The sequence below is a fragment of the Aliivibrio sp. S2TY2 genome (genome assembly GCF_028765525.1).
Classification (GTDB): Bacteria; Pseudomonadota; Gammaproteobacteria; order Enterobacterales; family Vibrionaceae; genus Aliivibrio; species Aliivibrio finisterrensis_A.
This window is the reverse complement of sequence record NZ_JARACS010000016.1, coordinates 1-13,685: the sequence shown is the minus strand read 5'-3', so window position 1 is coordinate 13,685 and position 13,685 is coordinate 1. Positions and strand designations below refer to the sequence as shown.

27 protein-coding genes are annotated in these 13,685 nt (G+C 44.3%); all 27 read right to left on the bottom strand.

Annotated features, from left to right (window positions below; genetic code table 11):
- Window positions 1–10: 10 nt before the first annotated feature.
- On the bottom strand, window positions 11–1,000 hold the full coding sequence (locus PVK63_RS17885) for a DNA-directed RNA polymerase subunit alpha (RefSeq protein ID WP_130045891.1): 990 nt from the start codon (window positions 998–1,000) through the stop codon (window positions 11–13).
- Window positions 1,001–1,023: 23 nt separating this feature from the next.
- Window positions 1,024–1,644, bottom strand: coding sequence for a 30S ribosomal protein S4 (gene rpsD / locus PVK63_RS17880; RefSeq protein ID WP_045103035.1), 621 nt, complete (start codon window positions 1,642–1,644; stop codon window positions 1,024–1,026).
- Between the two features lie 31 nt (window positions 1,645–1,675).
- On the bottom strand, window positions 1,676–2,065 hold the full coding sequence (rpsK, locus tag PVK63_RS17875) for a 30S ribosomal protein S11 (protein WP_005303517.1): 390 nt from the start codon (window positions 2,063–2,065) through the stop codon (window positions 1,676–1,678).
- Between the two features lie 21 nt (window positions 2,066–2,086).
- Window positions 2,087–2,443: a 30S ribosomal protein S13 gene (rpsM, locus tag PVK63_RS17870; RefSeq protein WP_130045890.1), complete on the bottom strand. Its 357-nt coding sequence runs from the start codon at window positions 2,441–2,443 to the stop codon at window positions 2,087–2,089.
- A gap of 149 nt (window positions 2,444–2,592) precedes the next feature.
- Complete coding sequence (gene rpmJ / locus PVK63_RS17865) at window positions 2,593–2,706, bottom strand: 50S ribosomal protein L36 (protein ID WP_005417265.1); 114 nt, start codon at window positions 2,704–2,706, stop codon at window positions 2,593–2,595.
- Window positions 2,707–2,736: 30 nt separating this feature from the next.
- Window positions 2,737–4,068: a preprotein translocase subunit SecY gene (secY, locus tag PVK63_RS17860; RefSeq protein WP_130048648.1), complete on the bottom strand. Its 1,332-nt coding sequence runs from the start codon at window positions 4,066–4,068 to the stop codon at window positions 2,737–2,739.
- 20 nt (window positions 4,069–4,088) lie between these two features.
- Window positions 4,089–4,523, bottom strand: a complete 435-nt coding sequence (rplO, locus tag PVK63_RS17855; RefSeq protein ID WP_130045888.1) for a 50S ribosomal protein L15 — start codon at window positions 4,521–4,523, stop codon at window positions 4,089–4,091.
- Between the two features lie 6 nt (window positions 4,524–4,529).
- Window positions 4,530–4,709 carry a 50S ribosomal protein L30 gene (rpmD, locus tag PVK63_RS17850; RefSeq protein WP_130045887.1) on the bottom strand — a complete coding sequence of 60 codons (180 nt, stop codon included), beginning with the start codon at window positions 4,707–4,709 and terminating at the stop codon, window positions 4,530–4,532.
- A 5-nt stretch (window positions 4,710–4,714) separates the two neighbouring features.
- A complete protein-coding gene (gene rpsE, locus PVK63_RS17845) occupies window positions 4,715–5,215 on the bottom strand; it encodes a 30S ribosomal protein S5 (RefSeq protein WP_045103039.1) in 501 nt (166 codons plus the stop codon).
- A gap of 14 nt (window positions 5,216–5,229) precedes the next feature.
- Window positions 5,230–5,583: a 50S ribosomal protein L18 gene (gene rplR, locus PVK63_RS17840; protein WP_130045886.1), complete on the bottom strand. Its 354-nt coding sequence runs from the start codon at window positions 5,581–5,583 to the stop codon at window positions 5,230–5,232.
- A 9-nt stretch (window positions 5,584–5,592) separates the two neighbouring features.
- Window positions 5,593–6,126: a 50S ribosomal protein L6 gene (gene rplF, locus PVK63_RS17835; RefSeq protein WP_130048647.1), complete on the bottom strand. Its 534-nt coding sequence runs from the start codon at window positions 6,124–6,126 to the stop codon at window positions 5,593–5,595.
- 12 nt (window positions 6,127–6,138) lie between these two features.
- Window positions 6,139–6,531 carry a 30S ribosomal protein S8 gene (gene rpsH / locus PVK63_RS17830; RefSeq protein WP_130045884.1) on the bottom strand — a complete coding sequence of 131 codons (393 nt, stop codon included), beginning with the start codon at window positions 6,529–6,531 and terminating at the stop codon, window positions 6,139–6,141.
- A gap of 29 nt (window positions 6,532–6,560) precedes the next feature.
- Window positions 6,561–6,866: a 30S ribosomal protein S14 gene (rpsN, locus tag PVK63_RS17825; protein WP_130045883.1), complete on the bottom strand. Its 306-nt coding sequence runs from the start codon at window positions 6,864–6,866 to the stop codon at window positions 6,561–6,563.
- Between the two features lie 17 nt (window positions 6,867–6,883).
- Window positions 6,884–7,423, bottom strand: coding sequence for a 50S ribosomal protein L5 (gene rplE, locus PVK63_RS17820; protein ID WP_130045882.1), 540 nt, complete (start codon window positions 7,421–7,423; stop codon window positions 6,884–6,886).
- A 27-nt stretch (window positions 7,424–7,450) separates the two neighbouring features.
- Entirely contained in the window at window positions 7,451–7,768 is a 318-nt protein-coding gene (rplX, locus tag PVK63_RS17815) for a 50S ribosomal protein L24 (protein WP_130045881.1), read from the bottom strand.
- Between the two features lie 11 nt (window positions 7,769–7,779).
- On the bottom strand, window positions 7,780–8,151 hold the full coding sequence (gene rplN / locus PVK63_RS17810; protein WP_005417241.1) for a 50S ribosomal protein L14: 372 nt from the start codon (window positions 8,149–8,151) through the stop codon (window positions 7,780–7,782).
- A gap of 164 nt (window positions 8,152–8,315) precedes the next feature.
- Window positions 8,316–8,570 (bottom strand): 30S ribosomal protein S17, encoded by a 255-nt coding sequence (rpsQ, locus tag PVK63_RS17805; RefSeq protein ID WP_130048646.1) that lies wholly within the window; start codon window positions 8,568–8,570, stop codon window positions 8,316–8,318.
- Window positions 8,570–8,761, bottom strand: coding sequence for a 50S ribosomal protein L29 (gene rpmC, locus PVK63_RS17800; RefSeq protein WP_005417238.1), 192 nt, complete (start codon window positions 8,759–8,761; stop codon window positions 8,570–8,572). Before rpmC ends, rpsQ begins: the two co-directional genes overlap by 1 nt.
- Window positions 8,761–9,171, bottom strand: a complete 411-nt coding sequence (gene rplP / locus PVK63_RS17795) for a 50S ribosomal protein L16 (protein ID WP_005417237.1) — start codon at window positions 9,169–9,171, stop codon at window positions 8,761–8,763. The genes rpmC and rplP overlap by 1 nt, the downstream gene beginning before the upstream one ends.
- Window positions 9,172–9,182: 11 nt before the next feature.
- Window positions 9,183–9,881, bottom strand: a complete 699-nt coding sequence (rpsC, locus tag PVK63_RS17790; protein ID WP_045103049.1) for a 30S ribosomal protein S3 — start codon at window positions 9,879–9,881, stop codon at window positions 9,183–9,185.
- A 19-nt stretch (window positions 9,882–9,900) separates the two neighbouring features.
- Window positions 9,901–10,233, bottom strand: coding sequence for a 50S ribosomal protein L22 (gene rplV, locus PVK63_RS17785; protein ID WP_045103050.1), 333 nt, complete (start codon window positions 10,231–10,233; stop codon window positions 9,901–9,903).
- Between the two features lie 10 nt (window positions 10,234–10,243).
- Window positions 10,244–10,522, bottom strand: coding sequence for a 30S ribosomal protein S19 (gene rpsS, locus PVK63_RS17780; RefSeq protein WP_012549154.1), 279 nt, complete (start codon window positions 10,520–10,522; stop codon window positions 10,244–10,246).
- A gap of 19 nt (window positions 10,523–10,541) precedes the next feature.
- Complete coding sequence (gene rplB, locus PVK63_RS17775; RefSeq protein ID WP_012549153.1) at window positions 10,542–11,366, bottom strand: 50S ribosomal protein L2; 825 nt, start codon at window positions 11,364–11,366, stop codon at window positions 10,542–10,544.
- 15 nt (window positions 11,367–11,381) lie between these two features.
- Window positions 11,382–11,684, bottom strand: a complete 303-nt coding sequence (gene rplW / locus PVK63_RS17770; RefSeq protein WP_130045879.1) for a 50S ribosomal protein L23 — start codon at window positions 11,682–11,684, stop codon at window positions 11,382–11,384.
- Window positions 11,681–12,283, bottom strand: a complete 603-nt coding sequence (gene rplD / locus PVK63_RS17765; RefSeq protein WP_130048645.1) for a 50S ribosomal protein L4 — start codon at window positions 12,281–12,283, stop codon at window positions 11,681–11,683. Before rplD ends, rplW begins: the two co-directional genes overlap by 4 nt.
- Window positions 12,284–12,300: 17 nt before the next feature.
- The gene (gene rplC, locus PVK63_RS17760) at window positions 12,301–12,930 is read right to left on the bottom strand and encodes a 50S ribosomal protein L3 (protein WP_060993968.1); all 630 of its coding nucleotides are present in this window, start codon (window positions 12,928–12,930) and stop codon (window positions 12,301–12,303) included.
- Window positions 12,931–12,942: 12 nt separating this feature from the next.
- Window positions 12,943–13,254, bottom strand: a complete 312-nt coding sequence (rpsJ, locus tag PVK63_RS17755) for a 30S ribosomal protein S10 (protein ID WP_005417222.1) — start codon at window positions 13,252–13,254, stop codon at window positions 12,943–12,945.
- Window positions 13,255–13,685 lie beyond the last annotated feature (431 nt).

The following is a 13,685-nucleotide window of genomic DNA, read 5'->3' as shown; positions in this document are numbered from 1 at the left end:
AGTGAACTGATTAATCTTCAGCGATAGACGCTGGTGGCCAGTTCTCTAGGCGCATGCCTAAAGAAAGACCACGTGAAGCTAGAACATCTTTAATTTCAGTTAAAGACTTCTTACCAAGGTTTGGCGTTTTAAGTAGCTCAACCTCAGTGCGCTGCACCAGATCACCAATGTAGTGAATCGCTTCTGCTTTCAAACAGTTAGCAGAGCGAACCGTTAGTTCAAGATCGTCTACAGGACGCAGTAGGATCGGATCGAACTCTGGCTTTTCTTCTTTCTCTTCAGGAACTCGTACATCACGAAGATCTACAAATGCATCCAGTTGCTCAGCTAAAATTGTAGCTGCACGACGGATAGCTTCCTCAGGATCAAGCGTACCATTTGTTTCCATATCGATAACAAGCTTGTCTAAGTCAGTACGTTGCTCAACACGTGCCGCTTCAACCGAGTAAGAAATTTTATCTACTGGGCTGTAAGTTGCATCGATAAGCAGACGACCAATTGGACGCTCATCTTCTTCAGTATGGATACGCGCTGTTGACGGTACATAGCCGCGACCACGCTCTACCTTGATTCTCATGCTGATTTCAGCATTGTCATCAGTTAAGTGGCAGATTACATGCTCTGGGTTCGCAATCTCAACATCACCATCATGGGTGATGTCACCTGCAACAACAGGGCCTGCACCAGACTTGTTAAGAGTAATGATAACTTCATCTTTACCCTCAACCTTAACGGCAAGGCCTTTAAGGTTTAGAAGGATTTCAAGGATATCTTCCTGAACACCTTCTTTGGTGCTGTACTCATGTAATACGCCTTCGATTTCTACTTCAGTTACGGCACAACCCGGCATTGAAGATAGTAAAATACGACGTAGAGCGTTACCTAGAGTGTGGCCGAAACCACGCTCTAACGGCTCAAGAGTTACTTTTGCGTGAGTCATGCTAACTTGTTCAATGTCAACAAGACGCGGCTTTAGAAATTCTGTTACAGAACCCTGCATTGTGTCCTCTCTTTATTTAAGCCTTACTTAGAGTAAAGCTCGACGATCAAGTGTTCGTTGATGTCGGCAGACAAATCAGAACGTTCAGGAAGACGCTTAAACGTACCTTCCATTTTGCCAGCATCTACTTCAATCCAAGTTGGTTTTTCGCGTTGTTCAGCAACTTCTAGAGCAGCTTTAATACGTGATTGCTGTTTAGCTTTTTCACGAATAGAAACAACATCGTTCGCCGCAACTTTGAAAGAAGGAACGTTAACTACTTTACCATTAACTAGAATAGACTTATGGCTAACTAGTTGACGAGATTCAGCACGTGTAGCGCCAAAACCCATACGGTAAACTACGTTATCTAGACGACCTTCAAGAAGTTGAAGTAGGTTTTCACCTGTGTTGCCTTTAATACGAGCAGCATCTTTGTAGTAGTTACGGAATTGTTTTTCTAAAACGCCGTACATACGACGAACTTTTTGCTTCTCACGAAGCTGAACGCCGTACTCAGATAGACGACCGCGACGAGCGCCGTGTACACCTGGAGCGTTATCAATTTTACACTTGGTATCGATCGCACGTACACCAGATTTAAGGAATAAATCTGTGCCTTCGCGACGGCTAAGCTTCAGCTTAGGACCCAAATATCTTGCCATGTTCTTTCTCCAATATTCCTAGAAACGAAACTTAAACGCGACGTTTCTTAGGTGGACGACAACCGTTATGAGGGATCGGAGTAGCATCAACAATATTTGTGATGCGGTATCCAGCAGCGTTTAATGCACGGATAGTTGACTCACGACCAGGACCAGGGCCCTTAACCATAACTTCAAGGTTCTTAACGCCATATTCTTTGGCCATTTCACCACAACGCTCAGCAGCAACTTGTGCAGCGAACGGCGTAGATTTACGAGAACCACGGAAACCAGAACCACCTGCAGTAGCCCAAGCTAGTGCGTTACCTTGACGGTCAGTAATGGTTACGATTGTGTTGTTGAAAGAAGCATGGATGTGCGCTACGCCATCCGCTACTTGCTTGCGAACGCGCTTACGAGCGCGAGTAGGTTGTTTTGCCATTGTACTCTCTACCTTATCCGATTATTTTTTGATCGGCTTGCGCGGACCTTTACGGGTACGTGCGTTGGTTTTAGTACGCTGTCCACGTAACGGTAGACTGCGACGGTGACGAAGACCACGATAACAACCAAGGTCCATTAGACGCTTGATGTTCATCGATACTTCACGACGTAGATCGCCTTCTACAGTGTATTTGGCAACACCATCACGCAGAATATCAATCTGCTCATCATTCAGTTCACTGATCTTAACATTTTCAGCAATACCCACTTCAGCTAAAATAGCTTGAGAGCGAGTCTTACCGATTCCGTAGATCGCTGTTAAAGCGATTACTGCATGTTTATGATCAGGAATGTTAATGCCTGCTATACGGGCCACTATTCACTCCTAGTACTTTTTCTTAAGAAGAGCCGCAACAAAGCCCGTTGAGGATACGTTGCGACTATAACTACTTCTTTTGCACACAAAAGGTAGGCCGAGAATAATACTCGGCCTAACTTAATATATCAAGTAAAAATTTCTGCTAATTAACCTTGGCGTTGCTTATGCTTTGGTTCAACGCAAATTACACGCACAACACCGTTGCGCTTAATAACTTTACAGTTGCGGCAGATTTTTTTAACGGAAGCACGAACTTTCATTGCTAAACTCCGTAAAATTGGAATCTGAAATTAACGGCCGTAGCCTTTCAGATTGGCCTTCTTCAACACGGACTCATACTGTTGAGACATCAGATGAGTCTGAACCTGTGCCATAAAGTCCATGATAACAACAACTACGATTAGTAGGGAAGTACCGCCAAAATAGAAGCGTACGTTCCAAGCTATCATCATAAACTCGGGAATCAGACAGATAAAGGTGATATACATCGCACCAGCTAAGGTTAGACGAGTCATTACTTTATCAATATATTTCGTAGTCTGTTCACCTGGGCGGATTCCGGGTACGAATGCACCAGACTTCTTCAAGTTATCTGCTGTTTCACGCGGGTTAAACACCAACGCTGTATAGAAGAAACAGAAGAAGATAATTGCTGCTGCATAAAGCATTACATATAACGGCTGACCAGGGCTTAACGCCATGGAAACATCAGTTAACCAACCGAATGTTCCTTCACCATTACCACCAAACCACTGAGCCAATGTCCCAGGGAATAGTATAATACTTGATGCAAAAATTGCAGGAATCACACCAGCCATATTTATTTTTAATGGAAGGTGAGTACTTTGAGCTGCAAATACCTTACGGCCTTGCTGACGCTTCGCATAGTTAACGACGATACGACGTTGACCACGCTCCATGAACACTACAAAGTAGATAACTGCAAATGATAAAACTGCAATTAGTAATAGAAGAAGCACGTGCAGTTCACCTTGACGCGCCTGCTGAATCGTTTCTCCGATAGCCGGTGGTAAACCAGCAACGATACCTGTGAAAATAATCAAAGATATACCGTTACCAATGCCACGCTCAGTAATTTGCTCACCTAACCACATTAAGAACATGGTACCAGTTACTAAACTTACTGTAGCTGTCAGATAGAACATCATGTCAGGGTTAGCAACTAACCCTGGAATCATGCTTGGTAGACCGGTTGCAATACCAATTGCTTGGAATGTAGCCAGCACCAAGGTGCCATAACGTGTGTACTGGTTAATCTTACGACGACCAGACTCACCTTCTTTTTTCAACTCTGCTAGAGGTGGATGAACAACTGTTAACAGCTGAACAACGATAGATGCCGAAATATACGGCATAATACCTAAAGCAAGAATTGAGGCACGAGACAGTGCACCACCAGAAAACATGTTAAACAGTTCAATGATGGTACCCTGTTGCTGTTCAAAAAGATCAGCAAGGACAGCAGCGTCAATCCCAGGAATTGGCACAAATGAGCCAGCTCGGAACACTAAAAGCGCACCTATAACAAATAACAGACGCGATTTCAGTTCAGCTAGGCCGTTCTGTGCACTACTTACTTCTTTTCCTGGTTTCTTTGCCATTGTACCTCATCCTTCGAGGATTATTCCTCGATCTTACCGCCTGCAGCTTCAATCGCAGCTTTAGCGCCTTTCGTTACGCGTAGACCTTTAACAGTTACAGCAGTAGCGATTTCACCAGAAAGTACAACTTTCGCGAACACAATGTTCTTAGTGATTACGTTAGCAGCTTTAAGGCTGTTTAGATCGATAACGTTACCTTCAACTTTAGCAAGTTCGCTTAGACGAACTTCTGCAGTTACTAGGCTCTTACGTGAAGTAAAGCCAAATTTAGGTAAACGTTGTTTCAGAGGCATTTGACCGCCTTCAAAACCAACGCGAACTTTACCGCCAGAACGTGATTTTTGGCCTTTGTGACCACGGCCACCAGTTTTACCTAGGCCAGAACCGATACCACGACCTACACGCTTCTTAGAAGGTTTAGAGCCAGCAGCCGGTGATAGAGTATTCAAACGCATTTCTGATTACTCCTCAATCTTAACCATGTAGTAAACTTTGTTGATCATACCGCGGTTACACGGAGTATCTTCAATTTCTACTGTATGGTTGATGCGACGAAGACCTAGACCTTTAAGGCACAAAATGTGCTTAGGTAGGCGACCGATAGAGCTTTTAGTCTGAGTTACTTTGATAGTTTTAGACATGGTACTTACTCCGAAATAGATTCAACAGTTAGACCACGCTTAGCAGCTACCATCTCAGGTGACTTAACGCTACTTAAACCAGCAATCGTTGCGCGAACAACGTTGATTGGGTTAGTAGAGCCGTAAGCTTTTGCTAGAACGTTGCGGACACCCACAACCTCTAGTACTGCACGCATAGCACCACCTGCGATGATACCTGTACCTTCTGAAGCAGGTTGCATGTACACTTTTGAACCAGTGTGGCGACCTTTAACAGAATGGTGAAGAGTACCTTCGTTAAGTGCAATCGTAAACATGTTACGACGTGCTTTTTCCATTGATTTTTGAATCGCTGCAGGTACTTCACGAGCTTTGCCGTAACCGAAACCTACACGACCATTACCGTCACCAACAACTGTTAGTGCAGTAAAGCTAAAGATTCGACCACCTTTAACCGTTTTAGAAACACGGTTAACAGCAATTAGCTTTTCGTTCAAATCTGTAGCTTGTTGTTGTTCTTTAGCCATCTTCCAACCCTACCTTAGAATTTCAGACCAGCTTCGCGAGCAGAATCTGCTAGCGCCGCTACTCGGCCGTGGTATTGGAAACCAGAACGATCGAAAGCAACATTAGTAATGCCTTTTTCGATAGCGCGCTCTGCAATTAATTTACCAATTGCTTGAGCTGCAGCTTTGTTGCTAGTGTTTCCAACTTGCTCACGGATTGCCTTTTCTACAGTAGAAGCGGCAGCGATAACCTCTGAGCCGTTTGGTGCGATTACCTGAGCGTACGTATGACGCGGAGTACGGTGTACTACAAGGCGAGTTGCACACAGTTCAGCAATCTTACGACGTGCACGTGTAGCACGACGGATGCGAGATGCTTTCTTATCCATAGTGATACCCTACTTCTTCTTAGCTTCTTTAGTACGCACGATTTCATCGGCGTAACGAACACCTTTGCCTTTGTAAGGCTCAGGCTGACGGTATGAACGAATATCCGCAGCAACTTGACCAACTACTTGCTTATCGCAACCAGTTAAAACGATCTCAGTTTGAGTTGGACACTCAGCTTTAATACCTTCTGGTAGAGCGTGCTCTACTGGGTGTGAGAAGCCAAGAGTTAGAGCTACAGAGTTGCCTTTCATAGCAGCACGGTAACCTACACCTTTAAGAGTTAGCTTCTTAGTAAAGCCTTCATTAACGCCGATAACCATGTTGTTAACTAGTGCACGAGCTGTACCAGCTTGAGCCCAAGCATTAGCCACGCCTTCGCGAGGACCAAATACAACAGTGTTATCTTCTTGTGAAACAACTACAGCACTGTTAAGTACGCGAGTTAGTTCACCTTTACCACCTTTAATAGTGATTTCCTGGCCGTTCAGTTTAACTTCTACGCCAGCAGGAATTACTACAGGTGCTTTAGCAACACGAGACATATCCTACTCCTATTAAGCTACGTAGCAGATAATTTCGCCACCAAGACCAGCTTTACGCGCAGCGCGATCAGACATTAGGCCTTTTGATGTAGAAACAACAGCAATACCAAGACCACCCATAACAGATGGTAACGCGTCGTTCTTCTTGTATACACGAAGACCTGGACGAGAAACTCGTTGGATTTGCTCGATAACTGGTTTAGCTTGGAAATACTTAAGAGTGATTTCTAGCTCAGGTTTGATTTCGCCTTCAACAGCGAAGTCAGCGATGTAGCCTTCAGCTTTAAGTAGTGCAGCAATTGCAACTTTAAGCTTTGAAGAAGGCATTTTAACAGCAACTTTATTTGCTGATTGACCGTTGCGAACGCGGGTCAGCATATCCGAAATCGGATCTTGCATGCTCATATGATTTACTCCAAATGATTAAGTGGCAATTACCAGCTAGCCTTACGAAGACCCGGAATCTCGCCTTTCATGCAAGCTTCACGAACCTTAATACGGCTTAAACCGAACTTACGTAGGTAACCGTGTGGACGACCAGTTTGGTTGCAACGATTACGCTGACGAGATGCACTTGAATCACGAGGTAGAGCTTGCAATTTAAGAACTGCATCCCAACGCTCTTCTTCAGAAGCATTTACATCGCTAATTAGAACTTTTAGCGCCGAACGCTTTTCAGCGAACTTAGCTACAAGTTTTGCACGTTTAGCTTCACGTGCTTTCATAGATTGTTTAGCCATAACAGTAACCCTTCACCTTACTTACGGAATGGGAAGTTAAAGGCAGCCAGCAGAGCTCGGCCTTCCGCATCTGTATTCGCAGACGTCGTGATAGTAATATCAAGACCGCGTACACGATCAACTTTATCATAGTCGATCTCAGGGAAGATGATTTGCTCGCGAACGCCCATGCTGTAGTTACCGCGACCGTCAAAAGACTTCGCGCTAACACCACGGAAATCACGTACTCGTGGAAGTGCAATAGAGATTAAACGCTCTAAGAATTCCCACATACGTTCGCCACGTAGGGTTACTTTACAACCGATTGGGTAGCCTTCACGGATTTTAAAACCAGCAACAGATTTACGCGCTTTAGTAATCAATGGTTTTTGACCAGAGATAATTGCCATATCGGCAGCAGCGTTTTCTAGAAGCTTTTTATCATTGATTGCTTCACCAACACCCATGTTTAGGGTGATTTTTTCAACCCTAGGGACTTGCATGACGCTTGAGTAGCTGAACTCTTTGGTAAGCTCAGCGACTACAGACGACTTGTAGTAATCATGCAGTTTCGCCATAGTAGAACTCCAAATTGCTTCTATCTATTAGTTAGAAATGGTTTCGCCGTTTGATTTGAAGAAACGCACTTTTTTGCCTTCTTCAAAACGGAAACCGATACGGTCCGCTTTACCAGTAGCTTCGTTGTAGATTGCGATGTTAGAAGCATCAATTGCTGCTTCTTTCTCAACAATACCACCTTGCTGACCAAGAGCCGGTACAGGCTTCTGGTGCTTTTTAACAAGGTTGATACCTTCAACGATAACTTTACCAGTTTCAAGAACCTTAGTTACTTTACCTTTCTTGCCTTTATCTTTACCGACAAGAACGATTACTTCGTCATTACGACGGATTTTAGCTGCCATCTTACCGCTCCTTACAGAACTTCTGGTGCTAGTGAAACAATTTTCATGAATTTCGCATTACGAAGTTCACGAGTCACTGGACCAAAGATACGTGTACCGACTGGTTGCTCAGTAGTGTCATTCAACAATACGCAAGCATTACGGTCGAAGCGAATGATAGAACCGTCTGGGCGACGAACGCCTTTACGAGTGCGCACTACTACCGCCTTCAGAACATCACCTTTCTTAACTTTACCGCGAGGAATTGCTTCCTTAACAGTAACTTTAATGATGTCTCCGATATGTGCATAACGGCGGTGAGAGCCACCCAGAACCTTAATACACATTACCTTGCGCGCACCAGAGTTATCTGCAGCGTCAAGTGTACTTTGCATTTGGATCATTGTTAGTGCTCCGCTAAATATTTAAAACTAGACCCATCACGGGTCGGGCTGCCTCTTTAAAAGGGATGGGGATTATATCACCATATTTTAAATAAAGGTAGTCTAAAAATAAACGGCTCCAAAAAAAGTTCGGAGCCGCTTAGAATCGCTATAGAATCAACAAATTAAGCTTTTGCTTTTTCTACAATGTTTACCAAAGTCCAAGATTTAGTCTTAGACAGTGGGCGACATTCACGAATCTCAACAGTATCGCCTAGGCCACACTCGTTGTTTTCATCATGTGCGTGAAGCTTAGTCGTGCGCTTGATGTATTTACCGTAGATCGGGTGTTTCACCATGCGTTCAATAGCAACAACAATAGACTTGTCCATTTTGTCGCTAACTACACGACCTTGCATAGTACGAATTTTCTCGCTCATTATGCGCCAGCCTTCTCATTCAGTAAAGTTTTAACACGTGCGATATCACGACGTACAGCTTTCAGAGTATGAGTTTGCTGTAGTTGACCAGTCGCAGCTTGCATGCGCAAGTTAAACTGTTCACGTAGCAAATTCAGAAGCTCTTCATTAAGCTCTTCAACGTTTTTCTCGCGTAGATCTTGTGCTTTCATCACATCACCTGCTTAGTTACAAAAGTAGTTTTGATAGGCAGTTTACGTGCCGCTAGGCGGAACGCTTCACGTGCCAACTCTTCAGGTACGCCGTTCATTTCGTACATAACCTTTCCAGGTTGGATTTGGGCTACCCAGTACTCAACGTTACCTTTACCCTTACCTTGACGAACTTCAAGCGGTTTTTCTGTGATAGGTTTGTCTGGGAACACACGGATCCAGATTTGACCTTGACGCTTAATGTGACGCGTCATAGCACGACGAGCCGCTTCAATCTGACGAGCAGTTAGACGACCACGGCCTACAGCTTTAAGACCGAAGTCGCCGAAGCTTACTTCAGTGCCTTTAGCAAGACCACGGTTACGACCAGTCATAACCTTACGGAACTTAGTACGTTTTGGTTGTAGCATCAGTCAGCTCCTTACTTACGGCTTCTACGCTGCTTCTTAGGCTTGTCAGCCTTAGGCTCTACTGCATTAGCAGCTGGCATACCGCCTAGAACTTCACCTTTGAAGATCCAAACTTTAACGCCGATCACACCGTATTGAGTGTGAGCCGAAGAAGTTGCGTAATCAATGTCAGCACGTAGAGTATGTAGAGGTACACGACCTTCACGATACCACTCAGAACGTGCGATTTCAGCACCGCCTAGACGGCCACCTACTTGTACTTTGATGCCTTTAGCGCCTAGACGCATTGCATTTTGTACCGCACGCTTCATAGCACGACGGAACATAACACGACGTTCTAGTTGAGAAGCAATGCTGTCAGCTACAAGTTGAGCGTCTAGCTCAGGCTTGCGAACTTCTGCAATGTTGATTTGCGCTGGAACACCTGCGATTTTTGCTACGCCTGCGCGTAGTTTCTCTACGTCTTCACCTTTCTTACCGATAACAACGCCTGGACGAGCAGTGTGAATAGTCACACGGATACTCTTAGCAGGACGCTCGATAACGATGCGTGATAGAGATGCTTTTTTCAGTTCTTTAGTAAGATACTGACGTACCTTGAAGTCGCCGTCTAGGTTGTCAGCGAACTCTTGGCTACTAGCAAACCATGTAGCATTCCAAGGCTTAACGATGCCAAGACGAATACCATTAGGATGTACTTTTTGACCCATTTGCTTAATCTCCTAGTCTTTAACGATCAGCTACAACGATAGTGATGTGGCTTGAACGCTTCAAGATGCGATCTGCACGACCTTTAGCACGAGGCATAATACGCTTCATGATAGGGCCTTCGTCTACGAAGATTTTAGCGACATTTAGATCGTCGATATCTGCACCTTCGTTGTGTTCAGCGTTTGCGATAGCAGACTCAACAACTTTCTTAATTAATACTGCAGCTTTTTTGTTGCTGAAAGTAAGAATTTCAAGAGCTTGGTCTACTGATTTCCCACGAATTTGGTCCGCAACTAAGCGAGCCTTTTGTGGAGAAATGCTGGCAAAACGATGTTTAGCAATAGCTTCCATATTCTACCTCCTAACGCTTTTTAGCTTTCTTATCTGCAGCATGGCCACGATAAGTACGAGTAGGTGCAAATTCGCCCAGCTTGTGACCAATCATGTCTTCTGTAACGAAAACTGGTACATGCTGGCGACCATTATGGACAGCGATGGTCAAGTTGATCATAGTTGGAATGATCATTGAACGACGGGACCAAGTCTTAATAGGCTTTTTGTCTCCGCTTTCCACCGCTTTCTCTACCTTCTTCAGCAAGTGTAGGTCAATAAAAGGACCTTTCTTGAGAGAACGTGGCATGGCGATTCCTCTTTATAGATTATTTGTTACGACGACGTACAATGTACTTGTCAGTAGATTTATTCTTACGAGTCTTGAAGCCCTTAGTTGGCATACCCCAAGGTGATACTGGGTGACGACCGCCTGATGTACGACCTTCACCACCACCGTGTGGGTGATCCACTGGGTTCATTGCAACACCACGTACCGTTGGACGAACACCGCGCCAGCGTGTAGCACCGGCTTTGCCTAGCTCACGTAGCATGTGTTCAGAGTTACCAACTTCACCGATAGTCGCACGACCTTCAGAAAGAACTTTACGCATCTCACCAGAGCGTAGACGTAATGTCACATAAGCGCCATCACGAGCAATGATTTGTGCGTATGCACCAGCAGAACGTGCAACTTGCGCGCCCTTACCAGGTTTTAATTCAACACAGTGAACAGTAGAACCTACTGGGATGTTGCGCAATGGTAAGCAGTTACCTGCTTTGATTGGCGCATCAACACCTGATTGTACTGTATCGCCGGCTTTAAGACCTTTTGGTGCGATAATGTAACGACGCTCACCGTCTGCGAACAGAACTAGTGCAATGTTTGCACTACGGTTTGGATCGTATTCTAAACGTTCAACGATAGCTGGGATGCCATCTTTAGTACGTTTAAAGTCAATTAGACGGTAGTGTTGCTTATGACCACCACCAACGTGACGTACTGTAATACGACCGTTATTGTTACGACCACCAGATTTAGAGTTTTTCTCTAAAAGAGGTGCGTATGGCTTACCCTTATGTAGGTCAGCGTTAACGATTTTTACAACGTGACGACGACCAGGGGAAGTCGGCTTACATTTAACAATAGCCATTTTTAACTACTCCTGTTATTCCGCGCCGCCAACGAAGTCTAGGTCTTGACCTTCTTTCAAGATTACGTACGCTTTTTTCACGTCTGAACGACGGCCTTGGCGTGCACCTTGACGTTTGGTCTTGCCCTTAGTGATAAGGGTATTTACAGACTTAACTTCAACTTCAAACAACTTTTCTACTGCTGCTTTAATCTCTTTTTTAGTTGCATTGATTGCTACTTTGAAAACAATAGTGTTATTGCCTTCAGCAGCCATCGTTGCTTTTTCAGAGATAATAGGGCCACGTAGAACTTTTAGTAGACGCTCTTCACTGATCATGCCAGCATCTCCTCAACTTGCTTAACTGCAGCTGCAGTCATTAGAACCTTGTTGAATGCCACTAGGCTTACTGGATCAATACCAGCAACGTCACGTGCGTCAACTTTGTAAAGGTTACGAGCAGCTAAGAATAGATTCTCATCTACTTCGCCAGTTACGATAAGAACATCGTTAAGCTCAAGCTCTTTAAGCTTAGCAACTAGCTCTTTAGTTTTAGGTGCTTCAACTGAGAAGTTGTCTACAACGATCAGACGATCTTGACGAACTAACTCAGAAAGAATGCTCTTAAGAGCACCACGGTACATTTTTTTGTTTACTTTTTGGCTGTGATCTTGTGGTTTCGCAGCAAAAGTAACACCACCTGAACGCCAGATTGGGCTACGAATAGTACCCGCACGAGCTCGGCCTGTACCTTTTTGACGCCATGGCTTAGCGCCACCGCCAGATACTTCTGAACGTGTTTTTTGAGCGCGAGTACCTTGACGAGCACCTGCTGCATAAGCAACAACTACTTGGTGTACAAGAGCTTCGTTAAACTCACGTCCGAAAGTAGTTTCGGAAACAGTTAGTGCCGCAGCACCTTTAACCATTAGTTCCATTACATACTCCTAAGACGTTATGCTTTAACAGCTGGTTTAACGATCACGTTGCCACCTGTTGAGCCTGGTACTGCACCTTTAATAAGAAGCAGATTGCGCTCAGCGTCAACACGTACGATCTCTAGGTTTTGAGTCGTACAACGCTCAGCACCCATGTGACCTGCCATTTTTTTGCCTTTAAATACGCGACCTGGAGTTTGACATTGGCCAATTGAACCCGGAGCACGGTGAGACAAAGAGTTACCGTGAGTCATATCTTGAGTACGGAAGTTCCAACGCTTAACAGCGCCTTGGAAGCCCTTACCTTTAGATGTACCAGTAACGTCTACTTTTTTGATTTCGTTAAAGATTTCAACACTTAGCTCAGCGCCAACTGCGAATTCTTCACCGCTTTCTAAACGGAATTCCCAAAGACCGCGACCTGCTTCAACACCTGCTTTCGCAAAGTGACCAGCTTCAGGCTTAGATACGCGGTTAGCTTTCTTAGAACCACAAGTAACTTGAATTGCGTTGTAGCCATCTGTTTCTACAGTTTTCACTTGAGAAACACGGTTAACTTCAACTTCAACTACTGTTACTGGGATAGAAACGCCTTCTTCGGTAAAGATGCGGGTCATGCCCACTTTACGACCGACTAGACCAATCATAATAATCTCCCCTTAACCTAGGCTAATTTGAACATCAACGCCAGCAGCAAGGTCTAAACGCATTAGTGCGTCAACAGTTTTATCTGTTGGCTCAACAATGTCGATTAAACGCTTGTGAGTACGAATTTCGTACTGGTCACGTGCGTCTTTGTTAACGTGAGGAGAAGTAAGAACAGTAAAACGCTCTTTACGAGTAGGTAGTGGAATAGGACCACGAACCTGAGCGCCAGTGCGCTTAGCTGTTTCAACGATTTCCGCTGTAGACTGATCGATTAATTTGTAATCGAATGCTTTTAGGCGGATACGTATACGTTGGTTCTGCATGAGACAGAGCTCCAATAATAAATACACAAACAATATCGCCACTCAATCCCGTAAGAACGAGAGAATGTCGATTGATTTATGTGAAACCATAGGTCCAAAATTAGGACACATTGTCAGTTAACTTATATTAGAATTTACATCTAACGATCACTCATTAGAGTAATGTCTAATAATATTAACCGCGAACATAAGCTGAGTATTCATTCTAAGTACTCACCCTACTCTGTAGGAATCAGCACTTTCCTCGCTGCTCATTGGTTCACAACTGGCTTAACCAGTGCGATGCATTATACAGATCACACTTTTAGTTGCAAGCGTTGTTTGAAAAACAAACGAAAAAAATTATATTTTCTTACAAGCAACAAAAAGGGAAGCCTAAGCTTCCCTTTTTTAGTCATGCGATTTATCGCAAAATCTTTAGCTATTAAGCG

What these genes read in the sequence shown, in the direction of transcription:
- rplR (WP_130045886.1), bottom strand. Translation starts at nt 5,583, where the DNA reads ATGGATAAGAAAGCATCTCGCATCCGTCGTGCTACACGTGCACGTCGT.
- rpsD (WP_045103035.1), bottom strand. Translation starts at nt 1,644, where the DNA reads ATGGCAAGATATTTGGGTCCTAAGCTGAAGCTTAGCCGTCGCGAAGGC.
- rplD (WP_130048645.1), bottom strand. Translation starts at nt 12,283, where the DNA reads ATGGAACTAATGGTTAAAGGTGCTGCGGCACTAACTGTTTCCGAAACT.
- rplB (WP_012549153.1), bottom strand. Translation starts at nt 11,366, where the DNA reads ATGGCTATTGTTAAATGTAAGCCGACTTCCCCTGGTCGTCGTCACGTT.
- PVK63_RS17885 (WP_130045891.1), bottom strand. Translation starts at nt 1,000, where the DNA reads ATGCAGGGTTCTGTAACAGAATTTCTAAAGCCGCGTCTTGTTGACATT.
- rplO (WP_130045888.1), bottom strand. Translation starts at nt 4,523, where the DNA reads ATGCGTTTGAATACTCTATCACCGGCTGCTGGCTCTAAACCTTCTAAG.
- rpmJ (WP_005417265.1), bottom strand. Translation starts at nt 2,706, where the DNA reads ATGAAAGTTCGTGCTTCCGTTAAAAAAATCTGCCGCAACTGTAAAGTT.
- rpsE (WP_045103039.1), bottom strand. Translation starts at nt 5,215, where the DNA reads ATGGCTAAAGAACAACAACAAGCTACAGATTTGAACGAAAAGCTAATT.
- rpsK (WP_005303517.1), bottom strand. Translation starts at nt 2,065, where the DNA reads ATGGCAAAACAACCTACTCGCGCTCGTAAGCGCGTTCGCAAGCAAGTA.
- rplN (WP_005417241.1), bottom strand. Translation starts at nt 8,151, where the DNA reads ATGATCCAAATGCAAAGTACACTTGACGCTGCAGATAACTCTGGTGCG.
- rplE (WP_130045882.1), bottom strand. Translation starts at nt 7,423, where the DNA reads ATGGCGAAACTGCATGATTACTACAAGTCGTCTGTAGTCGCTGAGCTT.
- rpsJ (WP_005417222.1), bottom strand. Translation starts at nt 13,254, where the DNA reads ATGCAGAACCAACGTATACGTATCCGCCTAAAAGCATTCGATTACAAA.
- rplC (WP_060993968.1), bottom strand. Translation starts at nt 12,930, where the DNA reads ATGATTGGTCTAGTCGGTCGTAAAGTGGGCATGACCCGCATCTTTACC.
- rplF (WP_130048647.1), bottom strand. Translation starts at nt 6,126, where the DNA reads ATGTCTCGTGTTGCTAAAGCACCTGTAGTAATTCCTGCTGGCGTAGAA.
- rpsQ (WP_130048646.1), bottom strand. Translation starts at nt 8,570, where the DNA reads ATGAGCGAGAAAATTCGTACTATGCAAGGTCGTGTAGTTAGCGACAAA.
- rpsH (WP_130045884.1), bottom strand. Translation starts at nt 6,531, where the DNA reads ATGAGCATGCAAGATCCGATTTCGGATATGCTGACCCGCGTTCGCAAC.
- rplX (WP_130045881.1), bottom strand. Translation starts at nt 7,768, where the DNA reads ATGGCAGCTAAAATCCGTCGTAATGACGAAGTAATCGTTCTTGTCGGT.
- rpsN (WP_130045883.1), bottom strand. Translation starts at nt 6,866, where the DNA reads ATGGCTAAACAATCTATGAAAGCACGTGAAGCTAAACGTGCAAAACTT.
- rplP (WP_005417237.1), bottom strand. Translation starts at nt 9,171, where the DNA reads ATGCTACAACCAAAACGTACTAAGTTCCGTAAGGTTATGACTGGTCGT.
- rplW (WP_130045879.1), bottom strand. Translation starts at nt 11,684, where the DNA reads ATGATCAGTGAAGAGCGTCTACTAAAAGTTCTACGTGGCCCTATTATC.
- secY (WP_130048648.1), bottom strand. Translation starts at nt 4,068, where the DNA reads ATGGCAAAGAAACCAGGAAAAGAAGTAAGTAGTGCACAGAACGGCCTA.
- rpsC (WP_045103049.1), bottom strand. Translation starts at nt 9,881, where the DNA reads ATGGGTCAAAAAGTACATCCTAATGGTATTCGTCTTGGCATCGTTAAG.
- rplV (WP_045103050.1), bottom strand. Translation starts at nt 10,233, where the DNA reads ATGGAAGCTATTGCTAAACATCGTTTTGCCAGCATTTCTCCACAAAAG.
- rpsS (WP_012549154.1), bottom strand. Translation starts at nt 10,522, where the DNA reads ATGCCACGTTCTCTCAAGAAAGGTCCTTTTATTGACCTACACTTGCTG.
- rpmC (WP_005417238.1), bottom strand. Translation starts at nt 8,761, where the DNA reads ATGAAAGCACAAGATCTACGCGAGAAAAACGTTGAAGAGCTTAATGAA.
- rpmD (WP_130045887.1), bottom strand. Translation starts at nt 4,709, where the DNA reads ATGTCTAAAACTATCAAAGTAACTCAGACTAAAAGCTCTATCGGTCGC.